We start from the raw sequence: 17,907 nt of genomic DNA on the forward strand, positions 1-17,907 counted from the left end.
CCTCCAAGCCCTGCCAGGACCGGCGCCGGAGGGGGCCGGCGCGTCAGGACGCCGAGGGGCCGGTGACCACGGTGAGGTCGGCGTCGAAGTCGCGGTCGAGGGGGAAGACCGGCCGGGCCAGCCGCTCGTACGGCAGGCGCTGCAGGTCCTGGTCGACCCCGCCCGGCGTGAGCGCGAGCAGCCAGTCGCCCGCCGCGTCGAACAGCTCGGGCTCCAGGTAGCCGATCTTGACCGTCACCACGTCGACGTCGTCCACCCGGACGCCCAGCCGGGCGTAGGAGGCCAGCTCGCGGTACTGCATGCGCCGGGAGGTGACGAACACGCTCAGACCGCCCACCCGCACGCTGACGCACCGCCCGCCGTCGGGGTCGTCGGCGACCGCCTCCAGCACGCCCTCGATCGGCAGCGGCCCCGGCTCGCGGGCGTCGATCCGGCCGCCGACGCGCAGGCTGACCGGCGAGCCCGGCGCGAGGCCGGCGACCTGGGCCACGGCCTCGGGATCGACCAGCGAGGCGTACACCGCGCGGACCGAGCCGCCGGCGATCTCGGGACGGGCCAGCATGCGTTCGAGGGCGAAGGTGACGTCGTCCGCGCCGCCCGCGCCGGGGTTGTCGCCCGAGTCGCTGATGAAGAACGGGCGCCGGGCCGGGTCCTTGACCGCGATCAGCGCCTGGTCGAGGCATTCGTCCATGGAACCGGTGGGCGCGACGAAGGTGAAGGCGTCGCGCGCCGCCCAGAACTCCTCGCCCAGCTCGCGGGCGGCCGCGGCGGTGGCGGCGGCGTCGGTGCCGGTGGCGACGACCGCGCCGCGGCAGCGGGGCTCGTCGGCCCAGGCGAAGCCGATCCAGACGGCCGCGTCGATGACGCCGTCCCTGGCCTCGATCTCGGGGACGCGGGCGTAGAGGCCCTTGGCCGGCTCGACGCGCGTGCTGGTCATCTCGCCGGGCAGCAGGATCGGCACGTGCACGAGCGCCTTGTGCGGACGCTGCCCGCGGCGCAGCGCCGCCACCAGGTTGCGCGCGGCGCGCTCGCGGGTCTCCCACACGTCGACGTGCGGGGCGGTGCGGTAGCAGGTGAGCAGGTCGCAGCCGGCGAAGAAGCGGTGGGAGACGTTGCCGTGCAGGTCCATGGCCGCCGAGACGAACGGCTGCCCGCCGGTCACCGAGCGGACCACCGTGATCAGGTCGCCCTCGGCGTCCTCCAGCCCGACCACGCTCATCGCGCCGTGGATGTCGAGCAGGACGCCGTCCACCGGGCCGGCGGCGGCCAGCCCGGCGGCGGTCTCGGCCGCCCAGGCGTCGTAGGTCTCCCTGGCCACGGCCCCGCCGGGCAGGGCGCGGGCGTGCACGAGCGGGATCCACTCGACGTCGGCCGCCCACGGCTCGGCGAGCCAGCCGTACCGCGCCAGCAGGGCGTCACCGCGGGTGACCTCGAAGTCGGCGGCGGTGCTCAGGTGCGGGGAGAAGGTGCTGGACTCGATGTGCACGCCGCCGACGGCGACGCGGAGGGGACGGGACACGGGCGGGGGACTCCTTGCCTAGGAAGGGCGGACGTCGGCCGAGGCGCGCACGAGGTGCCCGAGGCCGATCAGGGCGGCGTCCGGGCCGGCGGCGCTGGCCTCGATGGACAGTGACTGGGTCATGGACGGCAGGCAGCGCTTGTAGAGCATGCTCCGGGCGGCGGCCACGTAGACGTCGAGGCTGGACAGCGCGCCGCCGATGACGACGGCGTCGGGGTTGAGGAAGTTGACCAGGCCGGACAGGGCGACCCCGAGCAGCTCGCCGGCGTGGCGCACCAGGGTCACGACGGACGGCTCGGCGTCGACGGTGGCGGCGACGACGTCGCGCGGCGTGCTGACCCGCAGGCCGCGGTCCTTGAGCTGGCGGACCAGGGCGGCGCCGCTGGCCACCGTCTCCAGGCAGCCGCGGCTGCCGCAGGAGCACTCGCGCTCGCCGCTGTCGGCCACCCGCACGTGGGTGACGTCGCCGCTGAGGCCGCGCCCGCCGCGGTAGATCTGGCCGCCGCTGACCAGGCAGCCGCCGATGCCGGTGCCGGCCTTGACGTAGATCATGTCGCCGGGGTCGCGGCCCCGGCTGACGTACTCGCCGATGGCGGCGGCCTTGGCGTCGTTGTCGACGACCGCGGGCACGCCGAAGCGCTCCCTCAGGTGGGTCTGGGCGTCGAAGCCGCTCCAGCCGGGCATCCGGGCCGGGCCGATCAGCCGGCCGTGCGGGTACTCGACCGGGCCGGGCAGTGCGACGCCGATGCCGAGCAGCGTCTGGCCGGGGGCCTTGGCCGTGCTGAGCTGCTCGTACGCCCGCCAGATGGCGTCGAAGACCCGGCCGGGCCCTTCCGCTATGTCGGTGGCGATCTCCCGTACGGCCATCAGCCGGCCGTCGGGCGCGCACAGCCCCACGCGCGCGTGCTGGGCGCCCAGCTCCGACACCGCGAAGGCGCCCGGGACGTCGCGCAGCCGCAGGATGCGCGGCCGCCGCCCGCCGGTGGAGCGGCCGACGCCCTCCTCCAGGATGGCGCCCTCCTCCAGCAGCCGCCGGACCACGCTTGAGACCGTGGACGGAGCCACCTGGAGGGTCTCCACCAGATCGGCGCGCGACGTCGCCGCACCGCTGGCCAAGAGGCTGAGCGCCTGCTCGCGCAGGTTGGCGGGACTCGATGGCTCCGGCATGCCGCTCCTCTTTCAGGCCGGTTCCCCGGCAGGCCCGTCGTCGCAACAGAGCCCCATCATGAGGCACCGGCGACTTCGACTCTAAACCGAAAGAAGTCAGCGAACAAAGCTAATTAGTTCCGTTGACTTCATGCGGGACCATCTATACATTCTCCGCATCGAACGCACCAGGCCCCCCGGTAAGCGCAGGGCGCCGTGCGACGTCAACCGAGGAGATCCCATGGGGAGCAGATTCCACCGGCGCGGGCTCCGCGGCACCGGCGCCCTGGCGGGCGTGCTGGCCCTCGGGCTGGCGCTGACCGCGTGCAGCGGGTCCGCCGGCGGCGCGCAGAAGGGCGCCCAGAGCGGGGGCCAGAGCAAGGACGGCGTGACCGTCGCCCTCAGGACCCCGAACTGGATCCTGCCGATCTCGGCACCCGGCTTCACCCAGGGCGAGAACGTCATCTTCGGCTCCGCCCAGTACCGTCACCTGTACGAGTACCTGCTGGACGGCTCGGCGAAGTACAACATCGACCCCGGGCGCTCGATGGCCGAACCGCCCGAGGTGAGCGACGGCGGCAAGACGCTGACGATCACGCTGAAGGACAACACGTGGTCCGACGGCAAGCCCGTCACCACCCGTGACATCCAGTTCTGGTGGAACCTCGTCACCGCGAACAAGGACAAGTGGGCGTCCTACCGGGAGGGCGGCTTCCCGGACAACATCGCCGAGTTCAAGGTGAAGGACGACAAGACCTTCTCCCTGACGACCACGAAGACGTACAACACCGGGTGGTTCGTCGGCAACCAGCTCAACCGCATCGTGCCGCTGCCCCAGCACGTCTGGGACAAGGACTCGGCCACCGGCAAGGTGGGCGACCTCGACACCACCCCCGAGGGCGCCAGGAAGGTCTTCGACTTCCTCACCGCCGCGTCGAAGGACCCCAAGACGTACGCGACCAACGAGCTGTGGCAGGTCAACAGCGGCCCGTGGAAGCTGGAGAAGTACGTGCCGAACGGCGAGGTCGTCCTCACCGCCCGCGCGAACTACTCAGGCAGCGACAAGCCGAAGCTCAAGTCGGTCACGCTGCGCCCCTTCACCAGCGACGACGCCGAGTTCAACGTGCTGCGCGCCGGCCAGATCGACTACGGCTACGTGCCGCCGGCCAACCTGTCGCAGCAGAAGTACCTGGAGTCGAAGGGCTACCAGATCGCCCCCTGGTACGGCTGGTCCATCACCTACCTCCAGCTCAACTTCAACAACCCCGACTCGGGCCCCCTGTTCAAGCAGCTCTACCTGCGCCAGGCCCTGCAGTCGCTCATCGACCAGCCGACCATCAGCAAGGCCATCTGGTCCGGCATGGCGGCCCCGACCTGCGGCCCCGTCCCGGCCAAGCCCGGCACGAACGGCTCCAGCGAAGGCTGCGCCTACCCCTTCGACCCGGCCAAGGCCAAGCAGCTCCTGGAGAGCCACGGCTGGCAGGTGACCCCCGACGGGCAGACGACCTGCCAGAAGCCGGGCACCGGGGCCGACCAGTGCGGCGAGGGCGTCAAGTCCGGCGCGAAGCTGGCCTTCACCGTCACCAGCCAGACCGGCTTCGCCGCGACGACCAAGATGTTCGCCGAGATCAAGTCGCAGATGTCCAAGCTGGGCATCCAGCTCACCATCAAGGAAGTGCCGGACTCGGTCGCGGTCACCCCGGCGTGCAAGCCGTCGGACTCCAACTGCTCGTGGGACATGTCGTTCTTCGGCTCGCAGGGCAGCTGGTACTACCCGGCCTTCCCCAGCGGCGAGCGGCTGTTCGCCACCGACGCCCCGGTCAACCTGGGCAGCTACAGCGACCCCGAGGCCGACAAGCTCATCGAGGCCACCCAGTTCGCCGACGACGAGGCGACGCTCAAGGCGTACAACGACCGGCTGGCCCAGGACCTGCCGGTGCTGTGGATGCCGAACCCCGTCTACCAGATCTCTGCGTACCGCGCCGGGCTCCAGGGCGTCACGCAGGACCCGATGAACAACATGTTCTTCCAGGACTGGTCCTGGAAGAGCTGAGACCGTCCCCGACTCCGGCGGCCCGTGCGGGGGTCGCCGGGGTCCCTGGAACAAGGAGGGGCCCCGCGTGGCCCGGTATCTGATCACCCGCTTGGGCCAGGCCCTGATCATCGTCGTGCTGGTCACGATGATCACGTTCGTCATCCTGCATCTCCTGCCGGGCGGCGCGGCGCGGGCCACCCTGGGCAAGGACGCGACGCTGGCCCAGCTCGCGGCGTTCGACCACGAAATGGGCTACGACCGCCCCTGGATCCAGCAGTACGTCATGTACATCGGCCGCCTCCTGCGCGGCGACCTCGGCTACTCCTTCCAGCTCAACCAGTCGGTGGCCGAGGCCATCGGCCAGCGGCTGCCCAAGACCATGGTGTTGTCGTTGTTCTCGACGATGCTGGCCGTCGTCGTCGCCATCCCGCTCGGCGTCGTCCAGGCGATGCGGCGCAACCGGTGGCCCGACTACACGATCACCACCCTGTCGCTGCTGGCCTACGCCACGCCGATCTTCTTCATGGGTCTCATGATGATCATTCTCTTCTCGCAGGTCTGGCCGATCCTGCCGCCGGAGGCCTCGCAGGGGTTCACCCTCGGCGAGGTGCTGGCCGACCCGGCCGGGCTCGTCCTGCCCACCGTCACGCTCGCCGTCGTGACCGTCGCCGTCTACTCGCGGTACGTGCGCTCCTCGATGGTCGACAACCTCAACGAGAACTACGTGCGCACCGCCCGCAGCAAGGGCCTGTCGGAGGCGCGCGTCGTCGCCCGGCACACGCTGCGCAACGGCCTGTTCCCGGTCATCACCCTGCTCGGGATGTACCTGCCCGCGCTGTTCAGCGGCGCGCTGGTCGTCGAGGCCCTGTTCAACTACCCCGGCATGGGCCAGCTGTTCTGGCAGGCGGCGCTGAAGCGGGACTTCCCGATCCTGTTCGGCGTCACGCTGATCATCGCGATCGCGACCGTGCTCGGCGCCCTGCTCGCCGACCTGCTGTACGCCGCCGTCGATCCGCGCGTCCGGCTCAGGACGGCGGCCCGCTCATGACCGCGCCCGCCGCGGCGACCGGCACGCCGGTCCCCGCCGAACAAGAGGCGCCCGTACGCGGCCAGTGGCGTCAGGCGCTGACCGTGTTCGCCGAGAACCGCCTCGCCCTGCTGGGCCTGATCATCTTCATCGTGCTGGGCGGCCTGTGCTTCCTCGGCCCGCTGTTCTACCGGACCGACCAGGTGCACACCGACCTCGCCTCGGTCTACCTGCCCCCCGGCACCCCGGGCCACCCGCTGGGCACCGACGGCGTCGGCTACGACCAGCTCGGCCGCCTGCTGCTCGGCGGGCAGACGTCCATCGTGGTCGGGCTGGCCGCCGGCGTGCTGGCCACGGTCGTGGGCACGATCTGGGGCGCCATCGCCGGCTTCACCAGCGGCTGGGTGGACGCCGCCATGATGCGGGTGGTCGACGCGATGATGTCGATCCCCTCGCTGTTCCTGTTCATGCTGATGGCGACCATCGTCACGCCGACCGTGCCGATGCTCATCCTCATCATCGGCGCCTTCGCCTGGCTGGGCCCGGCCCGGCTGGTCCGCGGCGAGGCGCTGACCCTGCGCTCGCGCGAGTACGTCCAGGCCATGCGGTCGATGGGCGGCACCGGCGGCCGGGCCGTACGGCGGCACATCATCCCCAACGCCATCGGCACCGTGATCGTCAACGCCACCTTCCAGGTCGCCGACGCCATCCTGTACGTCGCGTACCTGTCCTTCCTCGGCCTCGGCGTGCCGCCACCCGCGGCGAACTGGGGCGGGATGCTCTCCGACGGCCTGGCCAACACCTACAGCGGCTACTGGTGGCTGCTGTACCCGCCCGGGATCGCCATCATCCTCATCGTCCTCGCCTTCAACTTCATCGGCGACGGGCTGAGGGACGTCTTCGAGGTCCGCCTCCGGCGGCGCTAGGAGGAACGGAACATGAGCCCTTTGCTGCGCCTGCGCGACGTCAGCACCGACATCCCGCTGCGTCAGGGCGTCGTGCACGCCCTCGACCACGTCAACCTGGAGGTGCGGCAGGGCGAGACGCTCGGCATCGTCGGCGAGTCGGGCAGCGGCAAGACCATGACCGCCCTGTCGATCATGGGCCTGCTGCCGTCCGGCGGCCGCGTCGTCGGCGGCGAGATCCTGTTCGAGGGCCGCGACCTGCTGTCCCTGCCGCCCGCCGAGATGCGCAGGATCCGCGGCGTCGAGATGGGCATGGTGTTCCAGGACCCGCTCACCTCGCTCAACCCCACCATGCGCATCGGCGCCCAGGTCGCCGAGCCGCTCCGGGTCCACCAGGGCGTCGGCAAGGCCGAGGCGCGCGAGCGGGCCGTGGAGATCCTGCGCCGGGTCGGCATGCCGCGTCCCGACAAGATCGCCGATGCCTACCCCCACCAGCTCTCCGGCGGCATGCGCCAGCGCGTGGTCATCGCCATGGCCCTGGTCTGCTCGCCCCGGCTGCTCATCGCCGACGAGCCGACCACCGCCCTCGACGTCACCACCCAGCGCCAGATCCTGGAACTCATCGACGACCTGCGCGAGGAGTTCCAGATGGCGGTCGTCCTGGTCACCCACGACCTGGGCGTGATCGCCAGCCGCGCCGACCGGGTCGCCGTCATGTACGCCGGCCGCGTGGTGGAGTCCGCGACCACCGCCGAGCTGTTCCGGCAGCCGCGCCACCGCTACACCGAGGCCCTCATGGAGTCGCTGCCCGGCGCGGCCGAGCACGACGACGGCGCGCTCTACAGCATCCCCGGCCTGCCGCCGGACCTGTCCCGGCCGATGACCGGCTGCCGGTTCGCGCCCCGCTGCCGCTTCGCGACCGAGGAGTGCCGCACCACCGACGTGACCCTGACCGGCGGCGAGCACCAGCACGCCTGCCTGCACCCGGTGCTCCAGCCGCGGGCGCGCGCCGAGGCCGCCGGGCCGCGCCCCGACCGGGCCCGGCCGCAGGCCGAGGCCGGGCCGATCCTGTCCATCCGCGACCTGGTCAAGAACTACGACGGCACGGGCTCCCTGGGCCGTAAGGCGCCGCAGGTCAGCGCCGTGGCGGGGGTCGGCTTCGACGTGCGCCCCGGCGAGACGTTCGGGCTCGTGGGCGAGTCGGGCTGCGGCAAGTCGACCGTGGGCCGGCTGATCGTCGGCCTGGAGGAGCCCACCTCCGGCCAGATCGTGGTGGACGGCGCCGACATCGCCACGCTCGACCGGCGCGCCCGCCGCGCCATGCACCGGCGGGTCCAGCTCATGTTCCAGGACAGCTACGCGGCGATGAACCCGCGCATGCGCATCGACTCCATCCTGGCCGAACCCCTGGAGATCCAGCAGGCCGGCGACCGGGCCGGCCGCCGCTCCCGCATCGGCACCCTGCTGGACCAGGTGGGCCTGCCGCGACGGGTGCTCGACCGGTACCCGCACGAGTTCTCCGGCGGCCAGCTCCAGCGCATCGGGCTGGCCAGGTCGCTGGCCCTGGAGCCGCGGCTGATCGTGTGCGACGAGCCGGTGAGCGCGCTCGACGTCTCCATCCAGGCCCAGGTGCTCAACCTCATGCGCGACCTCCAGCGCGAGCTGGGCCTGTCGTACGTGTTCATCAGCCACGACCTGTCCGTCGTGGACTACATGTCGGACCGGATCGGCGTCATGTACCTGGGCAAGCTCGTCGAGGTCGGGCCGGCCCGCGACGTCGTCAGGAAGGCCCGGCACCCGTACACGCAGGCGCTGATCGAGGCCGTGCCCTCGGCCGAGCCGGGCGTGGCGCCGCGCACCAGCGTCGCCATCAAGGGCGAGCTGCCCAGCGCGCAGAACCCGCCCTCGGGGTGCCGGTTCAGGACGCGCTGCCCGCTCGCCCAGGAGATCTGCGAGACCGAGCCGCCGCTGGCCGGCGGCGAGCACCGGGTGGCCTGCCACTTCCCGCTGCGCGCGGCGGAGTGAGGCGGGCCGGCCGTCGATCGTCAGCGGAGGGGATGGGCGCCCGGGTGCTCGTCCCACCACTGGCGGAAGGTGGGGTTGTCGTCGATGTGGTCCTCGAAGGCGGCGGCGAGCCCGCGGTAGATGGCCGCCGCCGCGTCCGCGCCGATCAGGTCCCTGCGCCAGGCCATGACCAGGTGCCCGACCTGCGGCTCGCCCGCCAGCGGCCGTACGGCGGTGCCCTCCGGCACCGGCCAGGTCGGGTCCACCAGGCGCACGCCCAGCCCGGCGGCGACCAGCGGGCGGCCGGCGCCGCTGGGGGCGTCGTAGCGCACGTCCGGCTCGAAGCCGGCGGCCCGGCAGGAGGCGCGCAGGGCGGCCAGCGAGCCGTCGTCGGCGCCGGGCGGGCTGATCCAGCGCTCGTTCCTGAGGTCGGACAGGTGCACCTCGGGCTGCTCGGCCAGCGGGTGCCCGGCGGACATGGCCACGAAGATGGGATACCTGGGCACCAGCGTGCGGGTGACCACCGGCGGCGTGAGGGTGACGTCGAACCCCTCGATCATGCCCATGAGCGCGGCGTCGAGCTGGCCGTGGGTGAGCGCGTCGGCGAGCTGCACGCTGGACGGCTCGATGCGCAGGGAGATCGACCGGCCGGGTAACGCCTCGCCGACCCGGTCCACCACGCTGGCCACGCACGCCAGGTGGCTGCACCCGAGCCGCAGCCCGGTGACGGCCGGGTTCGCGTCGTGCAGGTCGCCGAACAGCGAGTCGATCTCCGACAGGACGATCCGGGCGCGGGCGATGACCTGACGTCCGAGCTGGGTGGGCTCGACGCCGTTCCGGCTGCGGGTGAACAGCTCGCCGCCCACCATCTCCTCGATCCTGCGGAGCTGGGTGGTGATCGCCGGTTGGGACAGCCCGAGGCGGGCGGCGGCTTTGGTCACGCTGCCGGCCTCGGCGATCGTACAGACCATTCGGAGATGCCGGAGATCCAGGTCCATAGCTCAGGATTATGTGACATGTGATGGCTCTTGGCGACGCCTTCGGAACGCCCATAGGCAACACTTATGCGGCGTCGTATGACCACGCCCTCCGGACGGCCCGCACACTCGTACCCGACCTCGCATCCATGCGGATACCCCCCGGAGGTTCTTGTGCGCAAGGTCCTGCACGGCTGGCGGATGATCGTCCCCCTGGCCGCATTAGCCCTACTCACGCCGTTCGCCGCGACACCGGCGAGCGCGGCGGCCGAACCGCCCCCGGCCGCCCGCCTCGCGGTCCCGGCCGACGACGCCCCGCACGTCGCCAAGTCCCGGCTCGACACCCGTGACCGGGCGCCCCGGCCCGCGGCCAAGGACGCCCTGCGCCGCGACTACGACGAACCCGCCACCCAGCCGGAGCACGCCAGGCCGTCGGCGCGCAAGAGCGTCGCCGCGGCCGCCGCCTGCAACGTCTCCGACTTCACCAGCCGCACCGGCAGCGCCCTGGTCCAGCAGATCAAGTCCAGCGCCACCGACTGCGTCAACACCCTGTTCAACCTGAGCGGCACGGACGCCTACAACGCCTTCCGCGAGGCGCAGATGACGACCGTCGCCTACGCCCTGCGCGACAACTCGGCGAACTACCCGGGCGACAACAGCACCGGCACCGCCCAGCTCGTCCTCTACCTGCGGGCCGGCTACTACGTCCACTGGTACAACTCCGGCGACGTCGGCTCGTACGGCCAGGCCCTCACCACCGCGATCCGCTCCGGCCTGGACGCCTTCTTCGCCAGCTCCCGGTCCTCGACCGTCAGCGACGCCAACGGCGAGGTGCTGGCCGAGGCCGTCACCCTCATCGACAGCGCCGAGCAGAACGACCGCTACCTGTACGTCGTCAAGCGCCTGCTCGACGGCTACAACAGCTCCTACGACGCGTCGTGGTGGATGCTCAACGCGGTCAACAACGTCTACACCGTGCTGTTCCGCGGCCACCAGGTGCCCGCGTTCGTCACCGCCGTGCAGGCCGACCGCAGCGTCCTGGACTCGCTGAACTCCTTCGCCGCCAACCACCTGAACCTGCTCGGCACCGACCGCGCCTACCTCGCCTCCAACGCCGGGCGCGAGCTGGGCCGCTTCCTGCAGCACACGACGTTGCAGGCGGTCGTCCGGCCGCTGGCCAAGAACCTGCTCGGCCGCAGCTCCATGACCGGCGCCACCGCGCCGCTGTGGGTGGGCGTGGCCGAGATGACCGACTCCTACGACAAGGCCAACTGCTCCTACTACGGCACCTGCGACCTGGCGAACCGCCTGACGGCCGCCGTGCTGCCGATCACCCACACCTGCAGCGCCAGCATCAGGATCCGGGCCCAGGAGGTCACCTCCAGCCAGCTCGCCGCCACCTGCGCCAGCCTGGCCAACCAGGACGCCTTCTTCCACAACCTGGTCAAGGACAACGGCCCGGTCGCCGGCGACAACAACACCACGCTGGAGGTGGTGGTCTTCGACTCCAGCACCGACTACCAGACCTACGCCGGCGCGATGTTCGGCATCGACACCAACAACGGCGGCATGTACCTGGAGGGCGACCCCGCCGCCGCGGGCAACCAGCCCAGGTTCATCGCCTACGAGGCCGAGTGGCTGCGCCCCGACTTCCAGATCTGGAACCTCAACCACGAGTACACCCACTACCTCGACGGCCGGTTCGACATGTACGGCGACTTCAACGCCGGGGTGAGCACGCCGACCATCTGGTGGATCGAGGGCTTCGCCGAGTACGTCTCCTACTCCTACCGCAAGGTCGTCTACGACGCGGCGATCACCGAGGCGGGCAAGCGCACGTACGCGCTGAGCACGCTGTGGAACACCACCTACGACCATGACACCACCCGCATCTACCGGTGGGGCTACCTGGCCGTCCGCTACATGTTCGACAAGCACCCGGCCGACATCGCGACGCTGCTCGGCTCGTACCGGACCGGCGCGTGGAGCACCGCCAGGTCGTTCCTCACCGGCACGATCGGCAGCCGCTACGACTCCGACTGGAACACCTGGCTCGCCGCCTGCGCGGCCGGGGCGTGCTCCGGGGGCGGCACCGGCAACCAGGCGCCCACCGCGAACTTCACCTCCACGGCCAGCGGGCTGACGGCCGCCTTCACCGACACCTCCACCGACTCCGACGGCACCATCGCCGCCCGCCGCTGGGACTTCGGCGACGGCGCCACCTCCACCGCGGCCAACCCGTCGCACGCCTACGCGGCGCAGGGCACGTACACCGTCACGCTGACCGTCACCGACAACGGCGGCGCCACCGCGACGACGTCGAAGCAGGTCACGGTGTCGACCGGCGGCGGCTCGACGCCTGAGTGCACCGCCTCCGACACCCGCACGCTCGACAGGAACTGCAAGCGCAGCAACCTGTCGGCCACCCAGGGCAACTACGCCTACCTCTACATCTACCTGCCCCCGGGCACGGCCAGGCTGACCATCACCGCCTCCGGCGGCACCGGGAACGCCGACCTCTACTACAACGCCGCCACCTGGGCCACCACCTCGGCCTACACCCAGCGCTCCACCGCGTCGGGCAACGCCGAGACCCTGGTGATCAACAACCCGCCCGCCGGTTACAACTACATCAGCCTCCACGCCGCGCAGACCTTCTCGGGCGCGAGCGTCAAGACCGAGTACTAGACCGCCCGGGCGCCGGGGCCGGCGAACCCTCTCCCACCGGTCCCGGCCCGGGCCCTCTCACCTCACTGGAGTGATCCGTGACTCTCCGTAACGTGCTGACCGCGGGGCTCCTGCTCGGCGTGGCGGCCTGCGGCGGCGGCGGCAAGGCCGCCGCGCCCGCGGCGGCCGGGGGCGGGACCCTGACGATCCTGTCCAACCAGGACTTCTCCCACCTGGACCCGGCCCGCAACTGGACGATGCCCCAGATGGACTTCGGCATCCGGCTGCTCTACCGCACCCTCACCACCTTCAAGGCGGGCAGCCACGAGATCGTCCCGGATCTGGCCACCGACCTGGGCACCGCCTCCGAGGGCGGCAAGGTGTGGACCTTCACCCTCAAGGACGGCGTCAAGTACGAGGACGGCACCCCCGTCACCGCGAAGGACATCAAGTACAACGTGGAGCGTTCCTTCGCCCCCGAGCTGCCCGGCGGCCCCAACTACGCCCAGCTCTACCTGGCCGGCGCCGACGGCTACAAGGGCCCGCTGAAGGGCAGGCACCTGGACTCGATCGAGACCCCCGACGACCGGACCATCGTCTTCCGCCTCAAGCGGCCGGTCGCCGAGTTCTCCTCCACGGTGACGCTGCCGACGTTCGCGCCGGTGCCGGCCGCCAAGGAGGCCGGCGCGCAGTACGACAACCGGCCCTTCTCCTCCGGGCCGTACAAGATCGAGCGCTACGACCGGGGCAAGGAGATGGTCCTGGTGCGCAACCCGCACTGGTCGGCGGCCACCGACCCGGTGCGCAAGGCCGCGCCCGACCGCATCGTGGTCAAGCAGGGCCTGCGGCAGGGCGTGATCGACGACCGGCTCATCGAGAGCAGGGGCGAGGACGCCACCTCGATCGCCTACACCGACGTCAGCGCCGCCAGCCTGGCCAAGATCCTGCCCCGGCCGGACGTGAAGTCCCGGCTGGTCAACGCCATGTCCGGGTGCACCGACATGATCGGCTTCAACACCTCCAAGCCGCCCTTCGACGACCCGAAGGCCCGGCAGGCGGTGCACTTCGCCCTGGACAAGCAGGCGCTCCAGACCGCCGCCGGCGGCCCGGCCATGACCTCGATCGCCACCGCCTACCTGCCGCCGGCCCTGTCGGGCGGCACGCCGCAGGACGTGTTCCACCTCCCGCCGACCGGGGACGTCGAGAAGGCCAAGGCCCTGCTGGGCGGCAGGACGCTGAACGTCCGGATGACGATCTCGACCGGCGACAAGGCGCTCGGCGAGGCCGTGCAGGCGTCGCTGAAGCGGGCGGGCGTCGAGGTCGTGCTCACGCCCGTCGATCCGTCGGTCTACTACGACACCGTCGGCGACACCGCCAAGACGCCCGACCTGTTCACCTACGGCTGGTGCCCCGACTACCCGTCCGGGGCGACGTTCCTGCCGCTGCTGTTCGACGGGCGCACGATCGTCGAGAAGGGCAACTCCGGCAACGTCTGGCAGTTCCGCGACGAGGCGGTGCAGAAGCGCATCGACGAGATCCAGGCCATGAGCGACCCGAAGGCCGCCGAAGCCGCCTGGGTCGAGCTCGACCGGCAGGTCATGCAGTCCTCGCCGGCGGTGCCGTACGCGTGGGACCGCAAGCCGATCCTGGTCGGCAAGGACGTCTCCGGCGCGGTTGGCCATCCCGTCTGGTCCGGGCAGCTCGACTTCGCCGTCCTGGGGGTGAGGCAGAAGTGAGGAACGGCTACCCCGGATACCGGCGGAGCCGGACATGACGGCGACGGTCGTCGCGGCGAGCCCGCCCGCCCGGCTGGTCAGGAAGCGCCTGCTGGGCGGCGCCGCCACCCGCTTCGCGCTGGCCGTGGTGACGGTCCTGGTGCTGGTCGCGCTCGCCGCGCCGCTGCTCACCAAGCTGAACGGCTGGCCGCCGGACGCCTTCGACCCATCCGCGATCGACCAGGAGCTGGCCGGCGTGCCCAAGGGGGCGCTGGGCGGCGTCAGCGGCGAGCACTGGCTCGGCGTCGAGCCCGTCAACGGCCGCGACGTGTTCAGCCGCATCGTCTACGGCGCCCGCGTCTCGCTCATGGTCTCCACCCTGGCCACGCTGGTGTCGGTGCTGCTCGGCACCGTGCTCGGGCTGCTGGCCGGCTACCTCGGCGGCTGGGCGGACGCGGTGATCAGCCGGACCATGGACCTGCTCATGTCGTTCCCGAGCCTGATCTTCATGATCGCCCTCATCTCGGTCATGCCCGACGGCGACCGGATGGTCCTGCTGGTGTGTGTGATGGGCGGGTTCGGCTGGCCGTACATCGGGCGGATCGTGCGGGGGCAGGCGATCTCCGTCAAGCACCGCGAGTACGTGGACGCCGCCCGGGTCGGCGGCGCGCTGAACGGCGTCATCGTCTTCCGCGAGATCATGCCCAACATCACCGCGCCGATCCTCGTGTACGCGACGCTCGCGGTGCCCGCCAACATCGGCACCGAGGCGGCGCTGTCCTTCCTCGGCGTCGGGGTGCGCCCGCCGACCGCGTCCTGGGGGCAGATGATCCAGGAGGCGATGCTCTGGTACGAGGTCGACCCGATGTACCTGCTCGTCCCCGGCACCTGCCTGTTCCTGACCGTGCTCGCCTTCACCCTCCTCGGTGACGCCCTGCGCGACGCCATCGACCCCAAGGGGGCGGCACAGTGACGTCGTACCTGGCCAGACGGGCCCTGGCGGTGGCCGGCGTGCTGCTGGTGATCTGCGCGGTGACCTTCGTGATCTTCTACGTGCTGCCGTCCGACCCGGCGGTCCAGGCGTGCGGCAAGACCTGCACGCCCGAGCGGGTCGCCGAGGTGCGCGCGCAGATGGGGCTGGACCGGCCGTTGTGGGAGCAGTTCGGCGGCTACGTCGCGGGCATCGTCGCCGGGCGTCCCGGCTGCCACGTGCCCTGCCTCGGGTTCTCCTACCAGAACGCCCTGCCGGTGTGGGACCTGCTGATCGACCGGCTCGGCGCCAGCGCGTCCCTGGCGGTCGGCGCGGCCCTGCTGTGGCTGGCCGTGGGCGTCACGGTCGGGGTGGTCTCGGCGCTGCGCCGGGGGAGCGCCCTGGACCGGACGCTGATGATCGCCACGCTGACCAGCGCGTCCCTGCCGGTCTACTTCGTGGCGATGGTGCTGCTCCTGCTGGCGGTACGGGTGACCGGGCTGCTGCCGTACCCGGCGTACGTGCCGCTCACCGACGACCCCGCCGCCTGGGCCGGCAACCTGATCCTGCCCTGGGTCACGCTGGCCGCCCTCTACGCCGCCATGTACGCCCGGCTCACCCGGGCGCAGATGATCGAGACGATGGCCGAGCCGTACATCAGGACGGCCCGCGCCAAGGGCCTGCACGAGCGGACGGTCGTCGCCAAGCACGGCATGCGCGCGGCCATGACCCCGGTCGTCACCGTCTTCGGCATGGACCTGGGCGGCCTGCTGGCCGGCGCGATGATCACCGAGACCGTGTACGGCCTGCCCGGCGTCGGCCGGCTCGCCTACGACGGCATCGTCAAGTCCGACCAGCCCGTGATCCTCGGCACGACGCTGCTCGCGGCCTTCTTCATCGTGCTGGCCAACCTGCTCGTGGACCTGGTCTACGCGGTCATCGACCCCAGGGTGAGGTACTCGTGATCCTTTCCGTGCGCGACCTGTCGGTGAGCTTCGGCGACGTCCGGATCGTGGACGGCGTGTCGTTCGGCGTCGAGCGGGGGCGGACCCTCGGCGTCGTCGGCGAGTCGGGGTCCGGCAAGTCCGTGACCGCGCTGTCGCTGCTGGGGCTGCACCGCCGGGCGACCGTCGCCGGGTCGATCGAGCTCGACGGGGAGGAGCTCGTCGGGGCCCCGGCCGAACGGCTGCGCCGGCTGCGCGGCAGCGCGGTGTCGATGATCTTCCAGGATCCGCTGTCGTCGCTGCATCCCTTCTTCACCGTGGGGGAGCAGATCGCCGAGGCGTACCGGCTGCACCGCGGGGCCGGCCGGCGGGCGGCCCGGGAGCGGGCGGTCGAGATGCTGGCCGAGGTGGGCATCCCGGAGCCGCGGCGGCGCGCCGGGGAGCATCCGCACCGCTTCTCGGGCGGCATGCGGCAGCGGGCCATGATCGCCATGGCGCTGGCCTGCGAGCCGGGCGTGCTGATCGCCGACGAGCCGACGACGGCGCTCGACGTGACCGTCCAGGCGCAGATCCTCGACCTGATCGCGCGCATCCAGCGGGAGCGGGGGCTCGCGGTCGTCCTGATCACCCACGACCTGGGCGTGGTGGCGCGCATGGCCGACGACGTCCTGGTCATGTACGGCGGCCGGACCGTGGAGCACGCGCCCGCCAGGGAGATCTTCAAACGGCCGCTGCACCCGTACACGCGGGCCCTGCTGGACTCGGTGCCGGGCGCGGCGCCGCCGGACCTGGCGGACATGACGGCGGCGCCCGGCCGGGCGCGGCTGCGGGCGATCGCGGGGGCGCCGCCCTCGCTGCTCGCGCCACCGCCCGGCTGCCGGTTCCACCCGCGCTGCCCGGCCGCCCTGGACGTCTGCGCGACCGCGCGCCCGCCGCTCACCGGCGACCCCCACCGGGTCGCCTGCCACCTGGAAGGAGCCGACCACTGATGCTCTCCGTGCGCGACCTGCGGATGACCTTCTCCGGACGCCGCGGGCAACGGGTCCGGGCGGTGGACGGCGTGAGCTTCGACGTGCCGGAGGGCCAGGCGCTCGGCCTGGTCGGCGAGTCGGGCTGCGGCAAGTCCACCACCGGGCGCATGATCGTGCGGCTGCTGGAGCCCACCGGCGGGACCATCACCTTCGACGGCCACGACATCACCCATCTGGGCCCCCGGGCCCTGCTGCCGATGCGCGGCCGGCTCCAGATGATCTTCCAGGACCCGTACGCGTCGCTCAACCCGCGCCACACCGTCCGGCAGATCGTCGCCGGGCCGCGCCGGACGGTGGACCGGGACGGCGTCGTCGAGCTGCTCCGGCTCGTCGGCCTGGACGCCGAGCACGCCGACCGCTACCCCCACGAGTTCTCCGGCGGCCAGGCGCAGCGGATCGGCATCGCCCGCGCGCTCGCCTCCCGGCCGCGTCTGGTGGTCTGCGACGAGCCGGTCTCGGCCCTGGACGTGTCCATCCAGGCCCAGATCGTCAACCTGCTCGCCGACCTGCGGGCCGACCTCGGGCTCGGCTACCTGTTCATCGCCCACGACCTGTCGGTGGTGCGGCACATGTGCGAGACGGTCGCCGTCATGTACCTGGGCCGGATCGTGGAGACCGGCTCGTCGGACACCGTCTACGCCGATCCCGCCCACCCCTACACGCGCACGCTCCTGTCGGCCGTGCCGGTGCCCGATCCGGAGGTGGAGGCCGCGCGGGAGCGCATCGTCCTGCAGGGCGACCCGCCCAGCCCGCTCGCGCCGCCGCCCGGCTGCACCTTCCATCCCCGCTGCCCGAAGGCGCAGCCGTTGTGCCGGACCGAGCCGCCCGTGCTCACGACGGTCAGGGGGCGGCAGGTGAGCTGCCACTTCCCGGAGGAGTGAGCAGGCTCGCGTAGAGATCCCGGAAGGCGGCGACGGCCAGAGCGGTCGTCGCCGCCAGTACTTTCCTCTCATCGTGAACCGCCGGA

The 17,907-nt window shown here is 71.8% G+C and carries 13 protein-coding genes; 10 read left to right on the forward strand and 3 right to left on the reverse strand.

The annotated features are described in order from the left end of the window. Positions 1–43: 43 nt before the first annotated feature. The gene (locus ACIBST_RS42470) at positions 44–1,519 is read right to left on the reverse strand and encodes a M81 family metallopeptidase (protein ID WP_397179178.1); all 1,476 of its coding nucleotides are present in this window, start codon (positions 1,517–1,519) and stop codon (positions 44–46) included. 18 nt (positions 1,520–1,537) lie between these two features. Further along, entirely contained in the window at positions 1,538–2,686 is a 1,149-nt protein-coding gene (locus ACIBST_RS42475) for an ROK family protein (protein ID WP_397179179.1), read from the reverse strand. Positions 2,687–2,906: 220 nt separating this feature from the next. Here ACIBST_RS42475 and ACIBST_RS42480 point away from each other — a divergent pair, with 220 nt between their 5' ends. The 4 genes from ACIBST_RS42480 (at position 2,907) to ACIBST_RS42495 (ending at position 8,657) form a co-directional block, all read left to right on the forward strand. Then, positions 2,907–4,718, forward strand: coding sequence for a peptide ABC transporter substrate-binding protein (locus tag ACIBST_RS42480; RefSeq protein WP_397179180.1), 1,812 nt, complete (start codon positions 2,907–2,909; stop codon positions 4,716–4,718). A gap of 67 nt (positions 4,719–4,785) precedes the next feature. Next, positions 4,786–5,748 (forward strand): ABC transporter permease, encoded by a 963-nt coding sequence (locus ACIBST_RS42485; protein WP_397179181.1) that lies wholly within the window; start codon positions 4,786–4,788, stop codon positions 5,746–5,748. Then, complete coding sequence (locus tag ACIBST_RS42490) at positions 5,745–6,653, forward strand: ABC transporter permease (protein WP_397179182.1); 909 nt, start codon at positions 5,745–5,747, stop codon at positions 6,651–6,653. Before ACIBST_RS42485 ends, ACIBST_RS42490 begins: the two co-directional genes overlap by 4 nt. Positions 6,654–6,665: 12 nt before the next feature. Next, entirely contained in the window at positions 6,666–8,657 is a 1,992-nt protein-coding gene (locus tag ACIBST_RS42495; protein WP_397179183.1) for a dipeptide ABC transporter ATP-binding protein, read from the forward strand. Between the two features lie 20 nt (positions 8,658–8,677). On the opposite strand, the gene ACIBST_RS42500 is transcribed toward ACIBST_RS42495, so the two are convergent. Continuing rightward, on the reverse strand, positions 8,678–9,634 hold the full coding sequence (locus ACIBST_RS42500; RefSeq protein ID WP_397179184.1) for a LysR family transcriptional regulator: 957 nt from the start codon (positions 9,632–9,634) through the stop codon (positions 8,678–8,680). A gap of 153 nt (positions 9,635–9,787) precedes the next feature. Here ACIBST_RS42500 and ACIBST_RS42505 point away from each other — a divergent pair, with 153 nt between their 5' ends. From ACIBST_RS42505 to ACIBST_RS42530, 6 genes are all read left to right on the forward strand, one after another. Continuing rightward, the gene (locus ACIBST_RS42505; protein ID WP_397179185.1) at positions 9,788–12,301 is read left to right on the forward strand and encodes a collagenase; all 2,514 of its coding nucleotides are present in this window, start codon (positions 9,788–9,790) and stop codon (positions 12,299–12,301) included. A gap of 77 nt (positions 12,302–12,378) precedes the next feature. Continuing rightward, positions 12,379–14,016 carry an ABC transporter substrate-binding protein gene (locus ACIBST_RS42510; protein ID WP_397179186.1) on the forward strand — a complete coding sequence of 546 codons (1,638 nt, stop codon included), beginning with the start codon at positions 12,379–12,381 and terminating at the stop codon, positions 14,014–14,016. Positions 14,017–14,050: 34 nt separating this feature from the next. Continuing rightward, positions 14,051–14,968 (forward strand): ABC transporter permease, encoded by a 918-nt coding sequence (locus ACIBST_RS42515; RefSeq protein WP_397179187.1) that lies wholly within the window; start codon positions 14,051–14,053, stop codon positions 14,966–14,968. After that, positions 14,965–15,930, forward strand: coding sequence for an ABC transporter permease (locus tag ACIBST_RS42520; protein WP_358296429.1), 966 nt, complete (start codon positions 14,965–14,967; stop codon positions 15,928–15,930). The genes ACIBST_RS42515 and ACIBST_RS42520 overlap by 4 nt, the downstream gene beginning before the upstream one ends. Then, positions 15,927–16,898, forward strand: a complete 972-nt coding sequence (locus tag ACIBST_RS42525; RefSeq protein WP_397179188.1) for an ABC transporter ATP-binding protein — start codon at positions 15,927–15,929, stop codon at positions 16,896–16,898. The genes ACIBST_RS42520 and ACIBST_RS42525 overlap by 4 nt, the downstream gene beginning before the upstream one ends. Next, on the forward strand, positions 16,898–17,821 hold the full coding sequence (locus ACIBST_RS42530; protein ID WP_397179189.1) for an ABC transporter ATP-binding protein: 924 nt from the start codon (positions 16,898–16,900) through the stop codon (positions 17,819–17,821). Before ACIBST_RS42525 ends, ACIBST_RS42530 begins: the two co-directional genes overlap by 1 nt. Positions 17,822–17,907: the final 86 nt, after the last annotated feature.

The organism is Nonomuraea sp. NPDC049684 (genome assembly GCF_044465345.1).
Lineage (GTDB): Bacteria > Actinomycetota > Actinomycetes > Streptosporangiales > Streptosporangiaceae > Nonomuraea.

Coding starts and splice junctions, on each gene's coding strand:
- ACIBST_RS42495 (WP_397179183.1), top strand. CDS start 6,666: ATGAGCCCTTTGCTGCGCCTGCGCGACGTCAGCACCGACATCCCGCTG.
- ACIBST_RS42475 (WP_397179179.1), bottom strand. CDS start 2,686: ATGCCGGAGCCATCGAGTCCCGCCAACCTGCGCGAGCAGGCGCTCAGC.
- ACIBST_RS42490 (WP_397179182.1), top strand. CDS start 5,745: ATGACCGCGCCCGCCGCGGCGACCGGCACGCCGGTCCCCGCCGAACAA.
- ACIBST_RS42500 (WP_397179184.1), bottom strand. CDS start 9,634: ATGGACCTGGATCTCCGGCATCTCCGAATGGTCTGTACGATCGCCGAG.
- ACIBST_RS42515 (WP_397179187.1), top strand. CDS start 14,051: ATGACGGCGACGGTCGTCGCGGCGAGCCCGCCCGCCCGGCTGGTCAGG.
- ACIBST_RS42480 (WP_397179180.1), top strand. CDS start 2,907: ATGGGGAGCAGATTCCACCGGCGCGGGCTCCGCGGCACCGGCGCCCTG.
- ACIBST_RS42530 (WP_397179189.1), top strand. CDS start 16,898: ATGCTCTCCGTGCGCGACCTGCGGATGACCTTCTCCGGACGCCGCGGG.